Annotated in this window: 20 protein-coding genes and 1 tRNA gene; 12 read left to right on the top strand and 9 right to left on the bottom strand. The window is 36.7% G+C overall.

The genetic code is table 11. The features are described from left to right. Nucleotides 1-93: 93 nt before the first annotated feature. The 4 genes from DSM106972_RS19675 to DSM106972_RS19660 all read right to left on the bottom strand — a co-directional run bounded on the left by DSM106972_RS19675 (nucleotide 94) and on the right by DSM106972_RS19660 (nucleotide 2215). Nucleotides 94-360, bottom strand: coding sequence for a CPCC family cysteine-rich protein (locus DSM106972_RS19675; RefSeq protein ID WP_127082306.1), 267 nt, complete (start codon nucleotides 358-360; stop codon nucleotides 94-96). A gap of 427 nt (nucleotides 361-787) precedes the next feature. Then, on the bottom strand, nucleotides 788-1312 hold the full coding sequence (locus DSM106972_RS19670; RefSeq protein WP_127082305.1) for a GNAT family N-acetyltransferase: 525 nt from the start codon (nucleotides 1310-1312) through the stop codon (nucleotides 788-790). 48 nt (nucleotides 1313-1360) lie between these two features. Continuing rightward, nucleotides 1361-1837, bottom strand: coding sequence for an HXXEE domain-containing protein (locus DSM106972_RS19665; RefSeq protein WP_127082304.1), 477 nt, complete (start codon nucleotides 1835-1837; stop codon nucleotides 1361-1363). Between the two features lie 186 nt (nucleotides 1838-2023). After that, the gene (locus tag DSM106972_RS19660) at nucleotides 2024-2215 is read right to left on the bottom strand and encodes a hypothetical protein (RefSeq protein ID WP_127082303.1); all 192 of its coding nucleotides are present in this window, start codon (nucleotides 2213-2215) and stop codon (nucleotides 2024-2026) included. A 585-nt stretch (nucleotides 2216-2800) separates the two neighbouring features. Here DSM106972_RS19660 and DSM106972_RS19655 point away from each other — a divergent pair. The 3 genes from DSM106972_RS19655 to DSM106972_RS19645 all read left to right on the top strand — a co-directional run bounded on the left by DSM106972_RS19655 (nucleotide 2801) and on the right by DSM106972_RS19645 (nucleotide 5837). Next, nucleotides 2801-3886 carry a zinc metalloprotease gene (locus DSM106972_RS19655; protein WP_127082302.1) on the top strand — a complete coding sequence of 362 codons (1086 nt, stop codon included), beginning with the start codon at nucleotides 2801-2803 and terminating at the stop codon, nucleotides 3884-3886. 494 nt (nucleotides 3887-4380) lie between these two features. Continuing rightward, nucleotides 4381-5247 (top strand): HEAT repeat domain-containing protein, encoded by an 867-nt coding sequence (locus DSM106972_RS19650; protein WP_127082301.1) that lies wholly within the window; start codon nucleotides 4381-4383, stop codon nucleotides 5245-5247. Nucleotides 5248-5477: 230 nt separating this feature from the next. Further along, on the top strand, nucleotides 5478-5837 hold the full coding sequence (locus tag DSM106972_RS19645; RefSeq protein WP_127082300.1) for a hypothetical protein: 360 nt from the start codon (nucleotides 5478-5480) through the stop codon (nucleotides 5835-5837). Nucleotides 5838-6233: 396 nt separating this feature from the next. On the opposite strand, the gene DSM106972_RS19640 is transcribed toward DSM106972_RS19645, so the two are convergent. After that, nucleotides 6234-6590, bottom strand: coding sequence for a VOC family protein (locus DSM106972_RS19640; RefSeq protein WP_127082299.1), 357 nt, complete (start codon nucleotides 6588-6590; stop codon nucleotides 6234-6236). Nucleotides 6591-7102: 512 nt separating this feature from the next. Here DSM106972_RS19640 and DSM106972_RS19635 point away from each other — a divergent pair. Continuing rightward, nucleotides 7103-7483, top strand: a complete 381-nt coding sequence (locus DSM106972_RS19635) for an AbrB/MazE/SpoVT family DNA-binding domain-containing protein (RefSeq protein WP_233786963.1) — start codon at nucleotides 7103-7105, stop codon at nucleotides 7481-7483. Nucleotides 7484-7738: 255 nt separating this feature from the next. Here DSM106972_RS19635 and DSM106972_RS19630 read toward each other — a convergent pair whose 3' ends face one another. After that, nucleotides 7739-8071, bottom strand: coding sequence for a hypothetical protein (locus DSM106972_RS19630; protein WP_127082297.1), 333 nt, complete (start codon nucleotides 8069-8071; stop codon nucleotides 7739-7741). A gap of 649 nt (nucleotides 8072-8720) precedes the next feature. On the opposite strand from DSM106972_RS19630, the gene DSM106972_RS19625 reads away from it, so the two are divergent. The 4 genes from DSM106972_RS19625 (at nucleotide 8721) to DSM106972_RS19610 (ending at nucleotide 13411) form a co-directional block, all read left to right on the top strand. Beyond that, nucleotides 8721-9491, top strand: coding sequence for an NAD(P)-dependent alcohol dehydrogenase (locus tag DSM106972_RS19625; protein WP_127082296.1), 771 nt, complete (start codon nucleotides 8721-8723; stop codon nucleotides 9489-9491). Beyond that, nucleotides 9469-9675 (top strand): zinc-binding dehydrogenase, encoded by a 207-nt coding sequence (locus tag DSM106972_RS19620; protein WP_127082295.1) that lies wholly within the window; start codon nucleotides 9469-9471, stop codon nucleotides 9673-9675. The genes DSM106972_RS19625 and DSM106972_RS19620 overlap by 23 nt, the downstream gene beginning before the upstream one ends. A gap of 384 nt (nucleotides 9676-10059) precedes the next feature. Continuing rightward, a complete protein-coding gene (locus tag DSM106972_RS19615; protein WP_127082294.1) occupies nucleotides 10060-11349 on the top strand; it encodes a DUF3574 domain-containing protein in 1290 nt (429 codons plus the stop codon). 1849 nt (nucleotides 11350-13198) lie between these two features. Continuing rightward, nucleotides 13199-13411, top strand: coding sequence for a hypothetical protein (locus tag DSM106972_RS19610; protein ID WP_145837491.1), 213 nt, complete (start codon nucleotides 13199-13201; stop codon nucleotides 13409-13411). Nucleotides 13412-13648: 237 nt separating this feature from the next. On the opposite strand, the gene DSM106972_RS51450 is transcribed toward DSM106972_RS19610, so the two are convergent. Continuing rightward, a tRNA-OTHER gene (locus DSM106972_RS51450) sits at nucleotides 13649-13777 on the bottom strand. Nucleotides 13778-14010: 233 nt separating this feature from the next. On the opposite strand from DSM106972_RS51450, the gene DSM106972_RS19605 reads away from it, so the two are divergent. Then, a complete protein-coding gene (locus DSM106972_RS19605) occupies nucleotides 14011-14655 on the top strand; it encodes a nuclease-related domain-containing protein (protein ID WP_127082292.1) in 645 nt (214 codons plus the stop codon). A 149-nt stretch (nucleotides 14656-14804) separates the two neighbouring features. Here DSM106972_RS19605 and DSM106972_RS19600 read toward each other — a convergent pair whose 3' ends face one another. Continuing rightward, nucleotides 14805-15317 carry a TMEM70/TMEM186/TMEM223 family protein gene (locus DSM106972_RS19600; RefSeq protein WP_127082291.1) on the bottom strand — a complete coding sequence of 171 codons (513 nt, stop codon included), beginning with the start codon at nucleotides 15315-15317 and terminating at the stop codon, nucleotides 14805-14807. Nucleotides 15318-15373: 56 nt separating this feature from the next. On the opposite strand from DSM106972_RS19600, the gene DSM106972_RS19595 reads away from it, so the two are divergent. The 3 genes from DSM106972_RS19595 (at nucleotide 15374) to DSM106972_RS19585 (ending at nucleotide 17808) form a co-directional block, all read left to right on the top strand. After that, nucleotides 15374-15625, top strand: coding sequence for a DUF2934 domain-containing protein (locus tag DSM106972_RS19595; RefSeq protein ID WP_127082290.1), 252 nt, complete (start codon nucleotides 15374-15376; stop codon nucleotides 15623-15625). A gap of 146 nt (nucleotides 15626-15771) precedes the next feature. Beyond that, a complete protein-coding gene (locus DSM106972_RS19590; RefSeq protein ID WP_127082289.1) occupies nucleotides 15772-17250 on the top strand; it encodes an ankyrin repeat domain-containing protein in 1479 nt (492 codons plus the stop codon). Between the two features lie 255 nt (nucleotides 17251-17505). After that, nucleotides 17506-17808, top strand: a complete 303-nt coding sequence (locus DSM106972_RS19585) for a hypothetical protein (RefSeq protein ID WP_127082288.1) — start codon at nucleotides 17506-17508, stop codon at nucleotides 17806-17808. Here the strand turns inward: DSM106972_RS19585 and DSM106972_RS53595 are convergent. After that, the coding region (locus DSM106972_RS53595) for a transposase (protein ID WP_233787900.1) at nucleotides 17764-18484 on the bottom strand (721 nt) is incomplete at its 5' end. The two genes, DSM106972_RS19585 and DSM106972_RS53595, sit on opposite strands and share 45 nt — an antisense overlap.

Below are 18484 nucleotides of genomic sequence, written 5' to 3'. Positions count from 1 at the left end.
ACTATTTATTTTCATTTTATTGACTATTTTACCATACTCCGTTGGTGCCAATACCAATATTTACAAGTATCCAAGTATTTAAGTATTTAGAGGTTAGAGGCGCCCTTCTTCAGTTGAGAGAATCTCGCTACTATAAGTCGGTCGAACATAAACAATATCCCTTGTGTCATTAGCGCCAAATTCTTTGTAGTTCTGGCGTGCTTGATTTAAGCTAACAATATTTGCTCCTCCTTCATAATCTGGGTTTTCAAATTGAATGTTGTCGTTTTCCCAAAAACAGACTGGGCAAATCTCAAATGAACCAGTACGATTTTCTTCTAGGGTTAGATTGCCACAACATGGGCAAGGAAATTTATCCATACAAACCTTCTTTTTATTTAACTAAATAACTAGCTAAAAATAAATATACAATTGCTGGCACTCTATGACAGGCGCCTTTTTTAGAGCATCGACTATTGTTTTAACTAATGGTAAATTACAATACCGTTATCTTAACTCTATTGATTAAGATTTTTAAATCGGCGCCACTTCGTGATAATAGTAATAATATATTTTCATCAAAGACGAAATCGCTGCTTAACAGTATTAAAGGCGCCAATCTTATAAATACGCGCGATACCTAAATATCTAAATACTTATTAATAGGCGCCGTATAATGAGCATCATTTATTTATAGCTAGTTGGTTACGTTTTTTAGCAATGCCTTCGTGCTGGAACTCGACGGGCTTGCGCGCGACGGTCAGACTCTCGGCTGCGACAAGTTCGACAAAGTTTTGCATTCGTTTAATCAATGCCCCGGATTAGGCTCCTTACTTCTTGAATACAATAAAAAAGCTCCCAAATCATGCTTCCATTCTTTTTCAAATGCCATACCGATATGTTTGGCAACAGTCGCGGAAGCCAGATTGTCTTGATCAATCAAGCAGATCAAGCGGGGTAAGTGCAACTTGTCGAAGCCATAATCAAGGATAGCTCTCGCCGCCTCGGTTCCCAACCCTTGACCCCAATAAGCTTTAGCAATCAAATACGCCACCTCAATTTCTGGTTGCCCATCAATCGTCCAAGGAAGCAAGCCACACCGACCAATGAGCTTACCACTTTCTTTGTAAATGGTTGCCCAGAGTCCTAACTGAGGGTGCTTGGGATGTCCATTCTGAAACCATTCGAGTTCTTCCTTGGCTTCTGAGTATGTCCGAGGAGCGTCCGGGATATATTGACTTACTTCGGGATCGCGATACAGTGCCCATAAGCTATTGATATCCGATGGCACCAGGTATCTAAGAAGGAGTCGCTTAGTCTCTAAGATTTTCATTGACTAGTTTAAAAAATGTCGTTGTAATTCGGGGTGTTAAAAATTTATTTAAGGATGTTTAACTAATTCTTGCTTAGTCATCCAAAGTAGCCAAATTGATATCGCTAATCCAATCGCACTACTAATAAGAAGTTCGTGGAATGTCAGAATGCGATCAGTATAGCTCAAAGCATAGAATCCAAGACTAAGGGGCAATAACAGTAATAGTCCCGTCCAACTGCCAGGTCGAAGTTTTTGGGTTTTCCAACTCAATCCTAAGTGATCTAGTAAGGTATGAGTCACTCCAATTGCTGGTAAAATTCCTCCTACAATCCCCCATTGCCAACCAGCCAAAGCGGCGCCAATTACAGATATAAAAATAGGCAAATTATCTAAGAAAAGCGCGCGATTAAAAATGAACGTTCGCCAGTCTGATAAGGCTTTTTGCTCTGCACCAAACCAGGCTTCATCTACTGTGTGGACAATTATTGCTATTGCTAACACTGAAATTGAGATATCAAATAGAAAGTGCTGACTATTAATCATTTGTTAACTTCTCCATAGCAAAGTGGAATTCTTTGTTCAAACTTTAACAGTACAATTAATCGTTTTTGGCGCCAATTTAAAACAACAACTCCTATTTTTTCTATTGTTACAGACTCTCATAACGATGATTTGAGACCTTCTCAAGTAATTCACGCGCGTAAAAATCAACTTATGCAGGCGCCGCTTCTAGCTAGCTGATACATTTTCATCTGGCAAACCCAACCATTTCCGTGATTCTGAGTCATACTTGGCTTTCTGCCAATTTTTAGCCGTTTTAAATTTTTCTAGAGTTGAGTTTGTAGCATTACTCAAATCAGCATCATAACAATATACTTTTTTTGTACTATTGTATATAAAAGTATATAGGTAAAATATCATAATACTTAATTGTTTTATTTATACAACCAGTCGGCGCCCTTCAGAAAATATGTTCAAGACACAATATGAAGCGGAATGCTTAATTGCAAGCGTTTTGTAAGTTTAAATATTCAAATATTTACGTACTTAGATACTTAAACATATACTCTGAAGGCAAGCGGTTCTGGAGTGGCGCCTTTGTAATAAGCGCTCCATAGCGTGATAGTAATACGAACCCATAGTAAAAGCATATAGTTTGTGGAATTTACAACCTCCTGTACTAAAGCTTTTAAAAATAGCTACAATTTTGGTGAGTGCAAATAATCATTACGAGGCGCCGAACTTAGACTTTATCTAAAATTTATATAAAATTTGTAAAAACTTTATTGTAAAATTTATTAATTTTAAACATAATACTTAATCAACTACGAAAAATAGTTCAAATAGTTACCTAGTTAAAGTAAGCTCAAAAGGTTAAACACAAAACTTTTTTATTCACGTATCGCTGATTAAATATACATAATTTAATCTTTTTGATTAGAAGATATTATCATAATCTCAACTAATTAATTAAAATCAAATTCACTAAGTTTTAAATTTATTAGCATGTTTAATATACAAAAACTAGCAGCAGCAATATTAGGTACGATTATAAGCTATACAACGATTGAAACTGCTAATCCGCTAAACTCCGAAGCCTTTGTAATTTTCAACCGAGTTGGTAATACACTTGAAGGCGGCTCTAGGTGGGATGCGGCGCCAAGAATTATCAATGGGAATGAGCGGTCTTTGGATGGTGGGCTTCGATATTCGCTACAAGGTGGTTCTTATGAAGCATTCCGAGACTTGTTTACTTGGGATGTAATTCCTAGTATTTCTAATTTTCAAAATTCGATTGAAACCGCTTTCAACGCCTGGACGGTGGTTGACCCTGTTTCTAAGCTGGGTACTGATTTAACATTTTTTCCTGATTTAGGAACACCTGTTTTAGGTACGGGTAATGGTGGCGTAAATTCAAACGGCGCCGAAATTGACTTGTTAGCGTCACAAGATGCATTTTTTTGGAATCCTGGAGATAGCGGAGCGCGAGGCGAAACTTTTTTCAATGACATTTTTGATACGGTAACTCTCACTTCCAAAACAGCTAACTATACAGGCTCGCGCGCTATATCGGGGGCGGATATCACATTGAATAACAATCCAGAAACAGTATACTCACTTGATATTTTCCGACGGTTGCTAACCCATGAGATAGGTCATGCGCTCGGCTTGGGAGATGTTGAAGGAGATATTAATCCTGGTGGATTCATTGATGACAACTATGATGGCACAAGTAGTGCAACCGCATTAGCTACATTGACCAATCCCATCGCTCAATTAATTGATCCGCTCAATCCAGCTAACTCACCTTTTTCGTTGTTCACTGTTCCTGACACAGACCCAGGAATTAGCACAATCGGTGTAAATATCCTTATGGAATCTCGTGGACTAGGTATAAGCGAAGGCAATCCTCTGAGTAATCTGACTCCTTTGATTAATGATGATTATGCTGGTCGCCAATTTTTGTATCCTGTAGTAGCCAGAGTCTCTGTTTCGGAACCAGCTACTATTTTGGGAACTAGCCTGACTTTTGGATTGGGAATTTTATTAACGAAGAGGAAGAAAATTAAATCTCAAAAAAGTACTTTATAAATGTTAATTTTTATGGCAATACCCAGTATTCTTCCAGACAAGAATGAAAATCAACCTTCTCCGCCTTAAATATCGTTAAATCCCACATTCCGCACTTCAAAATGTCGCATCAAATACTACCTAAGTACTTACTAGTCTAAGTCAATAAAGTTACCAACATCTATTAAGTAAGATGACATCCTCTATCTCAATACTGCTCGTGTGTGTCGGTTCGCGCATGAAAGCGCCGTCTACTTCGTTACTGTCCAAAGTCGTAACTATTTCGCCTTTTGTTTAAATTTGTAATATTTTATACCTTAGTAAGTTTTAAAAAATCTACCTTTGTGTGGATTTTAAACTTGTTTCCATACAGGAGAGCGAAAAATTTCAGGCTAAGAACGGAAGAGCCGCTTTAAATATTTGTGCATATAAATGTACCTAAAAATATATTAATATACAGTAAAATAGTACTATAAAAGTAATTCTAATGTCTCTTCATTTCAAGTTTTTTGGCAATGTTTGGTGAACCGTTATTTATTTGTAGTCGGCGCCACTCCGTGATAATAGTAATAATGCACCACCGTCAAAAACCTATGGTTTCCGAAACTTATAAACCTCCCGTAGATAAATTACTTACTTATGCTGACTGTAGTAAGCTCAAAGAATTACCTAACTACATCGAAGAATTTGGTTTTGGTAAAGAACATATCCCAGACCTAATACGTTTAGCAACGGATAAAAATTTATATGAAACTCACTTCGATAGCCTTGAGGTATGGGCGCCTGTTCATGCATGGCGTGCGCTTGGTCAACTGCGTGCAAAGGAAGCAATTGAACCCTTAATTACGTTATTTCATGATATTGAAGATGACTGGACTAATTTTGATTTGCCCAAAAGTTTCGGTTTAATTGGGGAGCCAGCTATTCCTGCACTTACAGAATATATTAATGATGATTCGCGTGAAGATTACCAGCGCTTTGCTGCAACTTCGTGCTTCTTTTATATTGCTGTAAATTATCCTAAATTACGAAAAATATGTGTTAGCATATTAACACGAAAGTTAGAATTATATAAAGTTAATGAAAAAGAGTTTAATGCTATTTTAGTTGAAGAACTTATTAAATTAAAAGCGGTTGAGTCAGCTTCAATAATTAAAAAAGCCTTCAGCGCGCGTAAAGTAGATACTTTGCTTATGGGTAACTGGGATGATGCCCAAGTCGGCTTAGGATTGAAAACGTGGGAAGAAATTTACTGTACCGATGGTTACGAATTAAGCCCCTTTGACGCAATGTTAAAGTACTCGGCGCCGGAACTCTACCCCTTTCCTAATGCTTCTAGCAAGAAAAAGAGAAAGAAAAAGAAAGGCGCCAGTTCGAGATAAAGCTATCTACATAGTTAATTTGTAACTATATAGGATTACGGTGCCCTGAATTACTACTAAAAATCAACTTATGCAGGCGCCCACATTTTAATATTTCCCATTCTCGGCTTGACAATACACCAGTACCTAATGCAGGTGCCGAAAACTTGAAGAACGAGTTTCATGCATATTTTACGAAATTCAACTAATCAACCTGTAGGTAATGATAGTCACCTGTACAAAAAAATTTTATGAAACTTGAAAGTATTGCATTAGTTACAATTATAGGATTTGCTACACCTGCAGTCGCTGCTATACAAAATTTTGATTATCCTAGTGGTTATTATAGAGATAATACATGGGCAGTTCAACTTAGATTTAATGAAGGGGAATATAATTTTCAGCGCATTCATCTTCAAACTAACCAGTCGATTTTTAGTACAGATGTAACAAAATCTGGCGATAAAAACCGTCAAGTCTACACCTGGAAAAAGGATGGATATAGTTATAAAGTTTCTTACCGACCAAAACAGCCAAATATTATTCGTTTAGAAATATATCATCCTAACGGACAGCCTATATTGAATCGTTTGCTATATAGTAATCGTTAATCAAGTCTCGAAACAAAGAGCAAGAAAAAGAAACTCGAAGTTAGGCGCCACTTTTAGCTATTTGATACATCATCTGGTCGGCGCCTCTAAAGCAAGCTCCAATTTGCCACGATTGTTTTGTTGACCACTACCAACCCAAGCACGCAATCACATTTAAAATCTCACAGTAGAGTGGAATGGTGTTGCAGATGCTACCAAGAGCGTGCGTAAAGTAGATATTAGTTTATCTTGCTTTGAAAAACGTCAATTACGAGACGTGATAAAAGCAAAGTTTTTGCCCCGGTTTTGTGTATCGTACTCAACACTATTGTAGTCATGGATAATTAATAGTACTCACGTTCTGAAACGCTAGTGTTCAAATTTGTTCGGGTATGTTGCACATAATTTTACAGATGTTTACTCTTCTCGATGGCTCACAATATTGATAATAGTGCCGTTTGGTTCACGGACGAAAAAGCGACGAACACCCCACGGTTCATCGGTAAGCGGATAAACAACCGCATAGCCTTGCCTTATAGCTTCCTCATAAACACTATCAACATCTGCTACTTCAACCGATAGATTCGGGTGCATACCCGATGGGTCGCTTGTAAGCACGCTGATTTGTGTTGTTGGTTCGGATGGTGCAACATATGTTTGAATCCAGCCTAAATCCATAGCCTTAACTAAGCCCAAGACTTGGGTATAAAACTGTTCGCTCTGCTCAGTGTCTGTAGTCTGGATGTTGGAGACAATTCGACGAATCAAGTTCATGTATCGAATCCTTTACTGCTAGAAGTTGCGTTAGTATATACCTACTAAAAAACCTGAAGGGCGTAGTTTGCCTGGAGGGCGATAAAAACATACAAAGAAGAAAGAATGTTTCATAACTGGCGCCAATTAACAACCAGAATCAAGCATTTCTATAGTTACTTTATACTATATAGCATTGTGGTGCCCGAATTACTATAAAAGTTTGCTAATTACGAAATTATTGGTATTTATGATTACACCAACAAAAGACAGGCGCCACGAGCGAGTGAATAATTATTGCCATAAAGTAAATATCCTCTATACAATAAAGTAATTCCACAAAATGTAAATTAATTTCGTAATTTTCCTTAGTCAACATGGCGAAAAAGAAAATAACTAAGTCCCCTGAACCCAAGGCATCATCGAAAAAAACACTCACAAGCGAACCATCTCAAGGTGAGGCGCCAGCCAAGGAAGTAAAAGCAGCTAAACCCAAAGTTGAAGAGGCGACTTTCTCTAAAAAAGCTAAAAAAATTGAGGCTTTAGAAGGTAAGGCATTAACTGATAAAGTTAAAGAAATGCCCAACAGCAGTAAAGAAGAAAAAGCTAAAGCGTGCGGTTACTATACCGTTACCAAAGATGGCGTAGAGCGAGTTAACATGATGAAATTTCTCAATGCTCTACTTGATGCAGAAGAGATATCATTCGATACCCCATCGGACAAGAGTAGTCGCGGACGTAGTGCTAGCTACCGAATTGCAGTCCAGTCTAACGGCGCCTTGCTAATAGGTTCTACTTATACAAAACAGTTAGGCTTAAAGCCAGGGGATGAATTTTCCCTCAATATAGGTAGAAAGCATATCAAGTTAATAGCAATTTCTGAACAGGAAAATCAAGACGAAATCGCTGCTTAGGAACGTCAATGGTGATGGGCGCCTGAGAGTTATGTATTTTGAGGGTGCCTAATTTACTATTCACTCTTTACGAAATAATTACTCTTAGGCACCGATTTATAAAAGCCTTTTATGGGTACTGGAATTCCCGTGTAATTATCCAACGTAAACGATAAAGATAGATATTGATGCAAGGCGCCTTAATTTAAGGTGTATATCAAAACAAATATACTATTTTGTTGTGGATACGGGATTTCCTACATCCACAAATAAATCTTAGGATATGACTCTTTGAAGCTCAAGATAAATAATTTTTTCCTCAAGACTATCGGTAGCCAAAGCTAGACACTTTTTACTTTCAATAACATCCTTGGCTCTTACGGGCACGAGCCAGATATCTAGCTCATTGCTTAATTTCTCAATTAATGCTTTGTAGCTTTGAAGTTCGTTTTCTACCGAGTCTGGGTAAAATATTGCCCCTACGAATACCCATTCTGGGCACTCTGGTTCCGCAATTACATGTACAAAACATTTTTCCAGTAGCTCTTTAAATCTACCAGTACAATGATTTTTGATTTTGATAGATTTTTTTAAATAGCGTAAAGTCATTTTACAGAAGTCCGGAATTTAAAAGTGGTTGGCACTTCCACAGTTAAAAAACCATAGAAGTGTCAAAGAGTTTTATATTCAAGGTCTTTATTGCTGCTAACCCCGTTTTAATCAAATAATCTTAACTTGTATTTAGACTTGTATCGAATTAGTAATAATTCTTAATATTTTAGAACTTGCATTTAGATTTTGAATCTTTGCTTCAGTACATTTGTTGGCGCCTAGCACTTATAAAGCGTATGCGAAAAACCTATACCTAGAACCAGCGGCGCTTGCAAAGAGCAAGAATTTTCCTCCTTGTCTGATTCGACAATTCTTGAGAATTTTTTTAATTGCTCGGTGCCTGTTCTATATTTATATTTTTTTAATTACGAAGCGCTGAATCGATAAAGTGCATAGTATTCGCATACTTACACTATTTATCTTGATTTTAATAGCACAAACGTTTACAAATTGAATGAAAGCAGGCGCCGCTTAAATCGTCTCCTTTTGAACGCGCATCCGTAACTAGCTAATCATAATTTGCTATAACTTGAAAAAGTAACTACTATTAAATTAAAGAGTATTGACTTCAGACACAAAAGACTTACTGCAATACTCAAACTAAACAAATTATTGTTAATAATGTTAATATAAATAAAAATCTGTTATGAAAGCAATAACCTACAACCAATATGGTGATTCTGAAGTTTTGAAACTTAGCGATATTCCTAAGCCAGAACCCAAAGGAAATCAGATTTTGATTAAAATGATGGCGACTACGGTTAATTCCGCTGATGTTCGTTTGCGTAAGGCAGACCCATTTTTAATTAGATTAGCTTTTGGACTTTTTCATCCAAAGAAAAAAGTTCTTGGAACAGTTATTTCGGGTATAGTCGAACAAATTGGTAATGAAGTCACAAAATTTAAAGTTGGTGATCAAGTTTTTGGATTAAACGATTTAACAATGGGAACTTATGCTGAATTTGTACTAGTTACAGAAACTATTCCACTCTTCTTCAAACCTAGTAATATAAATTTTGAAGAAGCTGCTGCCCTAGTTTTTGGTGGTCATACTGCCTTACATTTTCTCAAAAAAGCTAATATTACAAAAGGTCAAAAAGTGTTAATTTACGGAGCGTCGGGTTCTGTGGGAACGTCTGCGGTTCAATTGGCTAAATATTACGGCGCCGAAGTAACGGCAATATGCAGTCAAAGTAATATTCAAATGCTAAAAAATTTAGGCGCCGACCACGTTATTGATTATAATACAACTGACTTGTCAACACTGAATAAAGATTTTGATGTAGTTTATGAAACAGTAAACAAAACCAAAGTTGAAACCATAGCTCAATTAACACGCACCAATGGGGTATTAATTCTGGGAGCAGTAATTATCATTCGTATTAATTCAAGGAATGTGGATAGCCAAAAAACGTAAGCTTAAACTTATTGCTGGAGTTGCTGAAGTAAATTCCGATGACCTCAAATTTCTTGGCTGGTTAATTGAAAATAAACATTTAAAACCAGTAATCGACAAAACTTACCCGCTTGAACAAATCCGCACTTCTCATCAGTATGTTGATTTAGGACATAAAAAAGGAAATATTGTTATTACATTGTAATTATTAAATTCTGAGAACCATACAGGATTTGAGGCGCCTCGAATTACTATAAAAGTTTGCTAACTACGAAATTATTGGTATTTTTGATTACATTAACAAAAAAACAGGCGCCACCCACCACAACCACGAAGCGGAAGCCTTCCTCATAACAAATATCTTGACCAGGTGCCCTTCCTATAACCAAGCTGTTCTATCTGGATAGGCACCAGTATCTAGATAGTTATAAACGCTTCTGTGTCGTATTCTGGTGAGTTCATAAATACTATTAGCAATGGCAGCAAAGGGTGAACTTTCTCAAAATGGCACAACAACCACTTAGAATGCATAATTTGACTCTTCCTCCATCCATATATAAATGACACGGATTTCTTGGAGTTTGGACTCATGGTTAATACTGTGCTTCAGAACATTTTTACTAAAATACCTCATATTGTGACTACAGGCGCCATAGTTTCTGTCAGTACAATGTTTAACATTCCACGAACAGAAGCTGCAACATTTACTTCGCAATTAGTTCAAGAGGATTTATTCTTCGGACGCAATATACCTGGGGGTGGAGAGGTAAGTAGCGAGCAATTTCAAGCATTTGTAAACAATGTAATTACTCCGCGTTTTCCAGCAGGTTTAACAGTTTTTGATGCATCAGGACAATTTTTAAGCAGTACAGGAAATTTGGTTCGAGAAAGGTCTAAAAATGTCACCCTATTTGTTGAAGACAGTTTACAAAATCAAACTTCTATCAACGATATTGCGACAAACTATATTCAAGCATTTAACCAAGAATCAGTTTTGCGGGTTATTAATAAAGATGATTTAAAAGTCAGCTTTGGGTTAGATACTGATTTATTTAATAATTCTTCTCAATCCAAGTTTATTGAAGTAGATTTATTCTTCGGACGCAATATACCTGGAGGTGGAGAAGTTTCTACTGAACAGTTTCAACAGTTTGTAAACAATGCCATTACTCCACGTTTCCCAGCAGGATTAACTATTTTTGATGCATTTGGGCAGTTCCGCAACAGCGCGGGTATGATTGTGAGGGAAAATACTAAAACTGTTACACTTCTTTTAGAAGATACGGTAGCAAATGAATCTTCTATTAATCAAATCGTCAGAGATTATGTTAAAAGCTTTAATCAAGAAAGCGTGTTGCAAGCTGTCAATGAAGACATTAAAGTGAGTTTTGGTTTAGAGCCAGATTTATTTAATAATTCTACTCAACCGAAGTTTATTAGGGTAGATTTATTCTTTGGGCGTAACCTCAAAAATGGTGGAGAGGTATCTAATGAGCAATTCCAAGAATTTATTAACAATGTCATTACACCTCGCTTTCCAGATGGGTTAACAGTTTTCGATACATTTGGACAGTTTCAAAACAGTGCGGGTACGATTGTCAGGGAACCAAGTAAAGTAGTCGCTTTACTTTTAGAAGATACTCTAGATTCGGAATTGTCTATCAATGAAATTGTCAAAGCTTACGTTCAACAATTTAATCAAGAAAGCGTGCTACAAGTTGTAGATGAAGATGTACAAGTCGATTTTATTACCAGTAAACAGATTTCTGTACCTGAACCAACAACTATTTTAAGTTTAATCAGCATCAGTATAGTAATTACTTTAACAGGTAAAAAGAAACGGAATAGTTTGGTCAACTGCGCGCGACGAAAGCAATAGAATTACTAATTTCCGAAATTACATTCTATAAATGTGCCGACTGATTAAAAGCTTTTTTATAAATACGGGAATCTCCGTATCCATTGTTTGGGTATTCCCTTAACACTCTCTTGAAGGCGCCACTGTTACAGAAAGTTATCGCTTTTCACGATAACCTTGCTTACACCTACTTAAAAACCTGATAAAAACACCTATCTATATAAATACATAGGTACTTAAATACGTTTTTTTCTTATTACTGACTTGCTCTCGCACGCGAAAAGAGCGCTCAAACACAATGCTCTCCTTTGATAACTAGCTTTATTTTGGTACAGGCGCCATACCTGTTTGATTTCACACGAGAAATTAAAAGTATTTAAGGATAAACTGCTGTAGTGCGTGCGAGTATAGGCGCCTGCTCCCGATCACTTCAATCAGTAATAAAATTGTAAAATTTTAGACTGCTTTTTCAATAATACGGATAGTGAATTGATTCACAGAGTTTAATCTCGTTGCTGTGTTTACATAAAGACTTGAGTATTTAATGATAGACACCTTCCGTTGCGCGTTCCTTCAATCGTGCGCGCGGGTCTTCTCTGTAAATCTAAACCCCGTGAAATTTTTCACAGGGTAACTTTACTACCAAATTTCTGAACTCAGTTCAAATATTCGTACTTGTATATATTATTTATTTAAGTACTATAATTCAATTTCACACGTGAAATCAACTAAGTTTATTTTCGTATCACGATAGTATACCTGATTAGTTACTACAAGTTTCAGCACTAACTTTTATTCTCCGGGAATTTTTTTAGCTCCTCAAATATTGCTAATATGCGGTATGTTGACTATTTCCAGCAACCATCATACTATAACGGCGCTGTTTGTTGTTGGATGTAGCGCCAAAATTGCGTTTAGTGGCGCAACCTGACTTCTTACGGTTTGCAGGCTAATTTGGTTTGTAAAGGCGTTTACACTTAACAGTAGTTTTCTGTCTAAACCTAAATCTAAACAGTTTGCTTTCCTTGTAGTGGGGTGTATCCCTAGAATACAGCGATTAGCCGAAGTTTGAAGTCAGTCTAATCGGTTTGTAAGTTGTTGGGTGTAGAATGTGTCTAGTTACTGCAAAGTTTCAGTAACGAGTCAAAGTAAAATAATTTTTGTAGGTAACTTTCGGATTTTAAACTTATTCATGGTTGTTTTGAACTGAGTTCAAAAATTCAAAAATAAACTTAGTTTATTTTGTATCACGATTATATGACTAATCTGACACACATAACTTGTCTATAAAATTGATATAATCTTTATCCTGAAAGAGTTATACAGATAAATATGTATACAAACATGATATAAAAGTGAGAATATTAAAACTCTTTGTATACAAACGTACTATAAGCAATAAGTTTTACTTATAGTACCACTTTTTAATATTTCCGGTACATAGAAACACCCATTAATATCTAACAAATTAATAATGACACTATTTTTAGCAGTTATGAGGCTTTATTAGTATTAGCCTAGATAACTTTTTATTGATATACCGTACTTTTTAAATGATTGAAATAGCTAATGTATTGCTAAATTCACCACACATTTACTTTGCAAATACTATACTAAACATATGAGCAATGTAGTTGCTTGACTATCTTCTGAAATATCGCAATCATAAAAGCTTTTAAAAAGCTGTATCAGGTTGCAGAGAATCATAACGTAAACAGGCGCCAACTACACTATGAAACCAGCTAGCAAACGGGCATAAACAAAATAGCTCAACGCCCCAAATTAGCTAGGCATCGAGCTTGTGCATCTACCAACACTGACGCCAATCAGTGATGAAGACTTTTATTTGAACTTAATTCTATTATATCTAATGATTTCGCAAAATATAACGGTTGGAACCTCTATTAGCGCTCCAGCCACATCTGATGTTGTAATTCCTCAAGTCCCACAGGCGCCGATACCCGCCGGGTATATAACAGAAATTTCACTATTAGTTACGGCGGTTACTCCACTGATACTGGGGTTGAGGAAGAAGGATAAAGACAAGAATGATGACAAGGAGGATGATGACAAAAGTAATTAACTAACAGCTTATAGAGACGGCACCCATATACCAAACGCGCTTAAATAAGTAGTAACGCAAAATTAATTATGTATCTGCTCCCGCAAACGGAATGGAGTAAAAGCTATTAACGGCAAGGGTTTGAGCTAAATCATAATTCCCTAGCTCTTTGCATAAATATTTTTGCTTAAGTACTTATCGGCGCCTGTCTCTCACACTGGTGCCATTCGCTCTTACAAAAAATCCAAAATTATTAAAGGCAGTGGAACGGGACTCGAACCCGCAACCTCGCGATTAATAGTCGATAACCCTCATTCTGTCGTCCCTGACGGGCAAAAAGTCGAATAAGGATGTTTTACGCGCTCTACCATTTGAGCTACCCACTGCATGAATATAGAATAAGCTTCCTACCTTCCCTCAAGCTATTTGTGATTTGAGGAAAGTGTATTGCTTGCTCTCACTGCATTTAAGGATTAAGGGAAATATTTTTACTACAGGAATTCCCCTAGGAATGTTTGAAACCCACATCCCATACTCTTAGGCGCCAACCATGTATATCAACTGACTAGCTATTTGCTGGATACCTATGTATAAAGGAAAAAATCGTATGAGGCGCCCATATGTCAAAGGCCGGGGAAAACATCAGAGAACTAGCAACACAGAGACGAACGGATGCATATAAAAAGATTGGTATCGCAGTAATTACAGGACTGGCGCCTGTTATTCTCCTACTGCTAAGATTACCAGCGGGTATTGCAGTATTAGCCTGGGTTGGTTGCTGGGGTGTAGCATACGTATATTTCAATAAAGGGCAACATTTATTACTACGTGCTAGACAAGCAGATCAAGGCGCCGTTGCGGAGGAGAACGTAGCTGAATTATTAAAACCCTTGGAACTTCAAGGATGGAAAATTGAGTACAATGTAGTACTTGAGTACGGTGATGCAGATGCATTTTTACAGGCGCCGAACGGTGAGTGTTTCGTAATTGATACTAAGAGTAATAAGGGTAGCGTGTTTTATGATGGCGCCGTGTTGAAGCTTCGTTATGGCAAGCAAGTTTATGAATTTGGTAATGGTAAAAATATATTAAAGGCAGTTAAGGGACAAGCGCGCGCGTTAAGAGAGATGAAGCGTGTCAATTTCGTTCAACCGATTCTTTGTTTTACCCAAGCCAGAATGGAAGAAATCGACCAAAATAACAAGATTGATAATGTTTATGTTTTAGATACTGCTAACTTGCTAAGAGTTATTACTAGTTTGTAATAAGTAGAAAATATGTACTTAAGCATGTAAAATAAAATGCAGCAAAAAAACTGGCGCCTCTGCGCTCGTTTTTTGGTAGATGATCCACTTGCGACTCTGGTATTCTCCATTACCAGAGTTTTTTATTATATACAGGAAGTAGGCGCCGCTCAAAGCTTTTCAAATAGTTCTTTATTTAGAATTTCACCTTGAATGTCAATAATCAATGGAAACTTCCATCCTTTCAAATGAACTGACTTCCAAGGTGCATTGACAGATATAGAAGAAGGATTAAAATCAGTCAAATCAAACTTACCTTCATGCTCGTTACCACCAAGAATATCCGAGAATTTAATCACACGTTGTTTAGTTCCAAAAAATTCAACGGTATTTAAATAAACTTTCTCTGCGCGCTCATCAAAGTCAATGCTTGCTACATACAGCTTGCCGTATAACCACATCCCACCAGCAAAAGCTATACCAAGACTGGAAATTGCTGTCCCTAAAGCAATACGTTGTGGTAAAGGTCTCAAAACTCCACCATCGCTTTTTGTCAGCCCAAAATTTTTAAATAAATATACTCCGGCTGTAGTAGTTCCAACTAGAGCGACTAGAGACAGCAGCATCAAAAAACGAACTTTTATTAATTGCCCACCCGCGCGGAACACAGGGATTGTACTCATGTTAATCACGAATTAGACAGTCTAAACTTATACAAGTAGCTATTGGTAAAATACATATGCCTTATGATATCAGTATGTGCCCTGGACAAGATTGCCCATTAAAACAAGATTGTGTTAGTTTTACAGCAGAAGTCCTTGGGCGCCAAGATTTTTTTGCACAAGCTCCATATAACTTTAATAATAATTGCTGCGAATTTTTCATAAGTAACCGCCCAACGGACACTCAAATTCGTTTAAGAGCTTACAAAATTTGGGAAAAAGCAGGTTGTCTAGATGGTGAATCAGCAGAACATTGGCGCTCCCGCTGAAATAGAGTTAACAAGTAACAACTAGCTTATAGGCGCCTCACATTATGTTTTTTCAGTGAATTTTTGATACAACTCGCTTTCGTTGTAATAAATTTAACTGTAAACGTTTGAAGTTGTAATTAGAGGTTCATATTACAACCAAAACGATGGAAAGACTACGTTCTTGCTTAATAAAGCTGTTTTTTGCTAGTTTCGTGATTTTCATTGCACCTATTATAATTTTTGCTTTTCTATCGAAACCTAGTTTATATCGCACAATTCCAAGTCCTGATGGTCGATTTAAGCTGGAAATTTGGATAGAACCAAGGTTTATAGCGATGCCAGGGGATGGAGGCGCCAGTAATAAGTCCGGAACAGTGTACTTGTATGATAAAGCGGGTAATGAGTTGGCATCTACTCGGTTTGAAATGTTGATGAATCTAGATTTGAATTGGGGTTTGGATAAAATTAAGGTTGATAATGCCAATACTTGGACTTTACCCAAGACTAATAACCCTAATATACTTCTGTTCCATGCTGCTCAGAAAGGAAACTTTTCCGACTTTGAGAGATTGTTACCTTCGTCTAATTTACAATTCCGCACATCTACGGGGCGAACACTTATTCACGGCGCCGTTTTGGGTAGTAATTTAAAGATTATTGAACATTTACTGCTTCATAATATTGATGTTAATGTGAAGGATAGTGAAGGGGAAGCAGCTTTGCAGTTAGCTACGGATATTGCTGTAAAAAAGAGAAATACTTCTGTAGTTGAGCTTTTATTGAAATACGGCGCCAATGTTAACACTTATGTGAAGTTTAAAAACGAAGGTTCTGAGCAAGTTACCCACAAAACTCCTTTACTCACAGCTTTAGAGTCTCAATATGTTCAATTAGCCGAGTTACTACTTGAATCGGGCGCCAATATTAATGTTGTTAACCGTAATAATGATACTCCTCTAGGGCTTGCTGCCAGTATTGCTGATACTAGTTTAATGGAGAAAATAATCGCTCGTGGCGCCTCTATCAATCCAAAGCATCCCAATCATAATTTATTAAGTAAAGTAGTGTATAATTTTCAAACTACATTACAACAGAAACAGAAAGCAATTGATTTTCTTATTGGCAAAGGAGCTAGTTTAAATTCCCCTGTTTTACACACAGCGAGACTTCAGGGTGACTTGGCAATGGTAAAATTTTTAATTAGCAAAGGCGCCAACGTTAACTATACTGATAATTTTAATGATTTTCCTCCAATCGTTAAAGCTAGTGCTGATTTTGGACTATTAGCAAATAATAAACCTTCCGTTGAAGAACATAAACAAGTTATCGAACTACTTCTTAAAAAAGGTGCTGATATTAACGCGCACGATAGTTCGGGACGTACAGCTTTATTTGAAGTTGTTACTCGATATGATTCTAAAAATTTAGCCGTTATCGAATATCTGCTTGAACAAAAAGCGAATCCTAACATCGCCGATAATTTCCAAAAAACTCCATTAATGATTGCCGCTTCATACGCTCATCATGATGTTTCTCCAGATGAACGAATTAAATTAATCAAGCTACTGATACGATACGGCGCCAAGGTTAATATTAAAGATAATAATGGCAAAACAGCACTTGACTTAACTAACCAACCTTAAATTAGAGAATTTTTACAGAAAACAAGCACTCCTAGCTTGTAAATGCACTCTATAAACATGGCTTATAGATATCTAGATACTTAAATACTTATGTACTTAATAATAGGCGCCGACAAAGTACTAATAAAGTATCGGCACCTGTTTTACTTTTTAAATAATTTTGGTATATTTTGATAATTATTCATCCCAAAATACTCTTAACTGATTAAATTCATTTGTTGTAATCAAAATCTTTATATAACTATGTATCAAAGTATGACATCAAATTTTCTTATACCTAAGATTAGCTTTTCGGTAGAGCCAACAACTTTGCAAGAGGGCGCCCAACTCTTCTGGAACTTTAATTTAAGTCAACCAGTACCAGATAATGGTCTGACGGTTTTTGTATCTTTACTGGAAGACACCGACCCAACTGGTAGTGACATTAACTTCTTTGTAGATGGCAGCACGAACATTACAGGGTTTAAACCGTTAGTAGAAAACGGGTTGGTTAATACAATACCTTCGCCAAATTTAAGAACTGGTGGAGCATGTACTAGCAGGGTGTATGCGCCCTAAATTGGTAACTCTGTGGAAAATATTTGCCATTAAAACTGGGTCTGGTTTTTCGGGAAGGAGTTTTATAGTTTCCTCAACATATTTATATCCTCGGAACATTGCCTTCAAGTCCGTAACACTAAAATCCGGGTTAAATTTCCGAAAATGAACAAGCAAAACTTGTGAAACACTAACCATGAAAAACGCAAGATTAGCAGCGTTTGTAACTGCAGTTTTTCCAACATTCATAAAATCTTCTAGCCCCCAAAATTGTTTAGCATCTCGGTAATTGAACTCAATTTGAAATCTGAGACTATAATAATCAATTAACTTCTCATGACTTAATTCTAAATCCGTTGAAAACAACACCGCATGAGTTCGTGTTAAAGTTTTAATATTTGTTCGTACTAGGATGACAACATTTAATGCCTGACAATACTCCTTGTGTAGAAGCGTTGCTTGGTAAATATCTGTACGAATGTCATCTTCAATATTAGTTTTTTTGAGAAAACGCTCTGGTATAAATGAGTAGTTAATTTTCTCACCATACTTACGACGAGACTTGCGTGTCGGGTTTGGATTCTCGTAAGGTATATATAAAGCAGAGTCATGACGCATTTTACAAATTAGGTGTAAACCTAGCTGCCGAGCCATGACTACGGCTTTATTATTTCCAAAATAACCATCTAGTACTAAG

This window comes from Dulcicalothrix desertica PCC 7102, assembly GCF_003991905.1.
GTDB classification, from domain to species: Bacteria; Cyanobacteriota; Cyanobacteriia; order Cyanobacteriales; family Nostocaceae; genus Dulcicalothrix; species Dulcicalothrix desertica.
The sequence above is the reverse complement of the archived record's forward strand: the minus strand, read 5'-3'. Positions and strand labels throughout refer to the sequence as shown.

Bases quoted from the DNA above. Each gene is read 5' to 3' on its own strand.
- DSM106972_RS19675 (WP_127082306.1), bottom strand. From the start codon at position 360: ATGGATAAATTTCCTTGCCCATGTTGTGGCAATCTAACCCTAGAAGAA.
- DSM106972_RS19670 (WP_127082305.1), bottom strand. From the start codon at position 1,312: ATGAAAATCTTAGAGACTAAGCGACTCCTTCTTAGATACCTGGTGCCA.
- DSM106972_RS19665 (WP_127082304.1), bottom strand. From the start codon at position 1,837: ATGATTAATAGTCAGCACTTTCTATTTGATATCTCAATTTCAGTGTTA.
- DSM106972_RS19660 (WP_127082303.1), bottom strand. From the start codon at position 2,215: ATGATATTTTACCTATATACTTTTATATACAATAGTACAAAAAAAGTA.
- DSM106972_RS19655 (WP_127082302.1), top strand. From the start codon at position 2,801: ATGTTTAATATACAAAAACTAGCAGCAGCAATATTAGGTACGATTATA.
- DSM106972_RS19650 (WP_127082301.1), top strand. From the start codon at position 4,381: ATGTTTGGTGAACCGTTATTTATTTGTAGTCGGCGCCACTCCGTGATA.
- DSM106972_RS19645 (WP_127082300.1), top strand. From the start codon at position 5,478: ATGAAACTTGAAAGTATTGCATTAGTTACAATTATAGGATTTGCTACA.
- DSM106972_RS19640 (WP_127082299.1), bottom strand. From the start codon at position 6,590: ATGAACTTGATTCGTCGAATTGTCTCCAACATCCAGACTACAGACACT.
- DSM106972_RS19630 (WP_127082297.1), bottom strand. From the start codon at position 8,071: ATGACTTTACGCTATTTAAAAAAATCTATCAAAATCAAAAATCATTGT.
- DSM106972_RS19625 (WP_127082296.1), top strand. From the start codon at position 8,721: ATGAAAGCAATAACCTACAACCAATATGGTGATTCTGAAGTTTTGAAA.
- DSM106972_RS19620 (WP_127082295.1), top strand. From the start codon at position 9,469: ATGTGGATAGCCAAAAAACGTAAGCTTAAACTTATTGCTGGAGTTGCT.
- DSM106972_RS19615 (WP_127082294.1), top strand. From the start codon at position 10,060: ATGGTTAATACTGTGCTTCAGAACATTTTTACTAAAATACCTCATATT.
- DSM106972_RS19610 (WP_145837491.1), top strand. From the start codon at position 13,199: ATGATTTCGCAAAATATAACGGTTGGAACCTCTATTAGCGCTCCAGCC.
- DSM106972_RS19605 (WP_127082292.1), top strand. From the start codon at position 14,011: ATGTCAAAGGCCGGGGAAAACATCAGAGAACTAGCAACACAGAGACGA.
- DSM106972_RS19600 (WP_127082291.1), bottom strand. From the start codon at position 15,317: ATGAGTACAATCCCTGTGTTCCGCGCGGGTGGGCAATTAATAAAAGTT.
- DSM106972_RS19595 (WP_127082290.1), top strand. From the start codon at position 15,374: ATGCCTTATGATATCAGTATGTGCCCTGGACAAGATTGCCCATTAAAA.
- DSM106972_RS19590 (WP_127082289.1), top strand. From the start codon at position 15,772: ATGGAAAGACTACGTTCTTGCTTAATAAAGCTGTTTTTTGCTAGTTTC.
- DSM106972_RS19585 (WP_127082288.1), top strand. From the start codon at position 17,506: ATGACATCAAATTTTCTTATACCTAAGATTAGCTTTTCGGTAGAGCCA.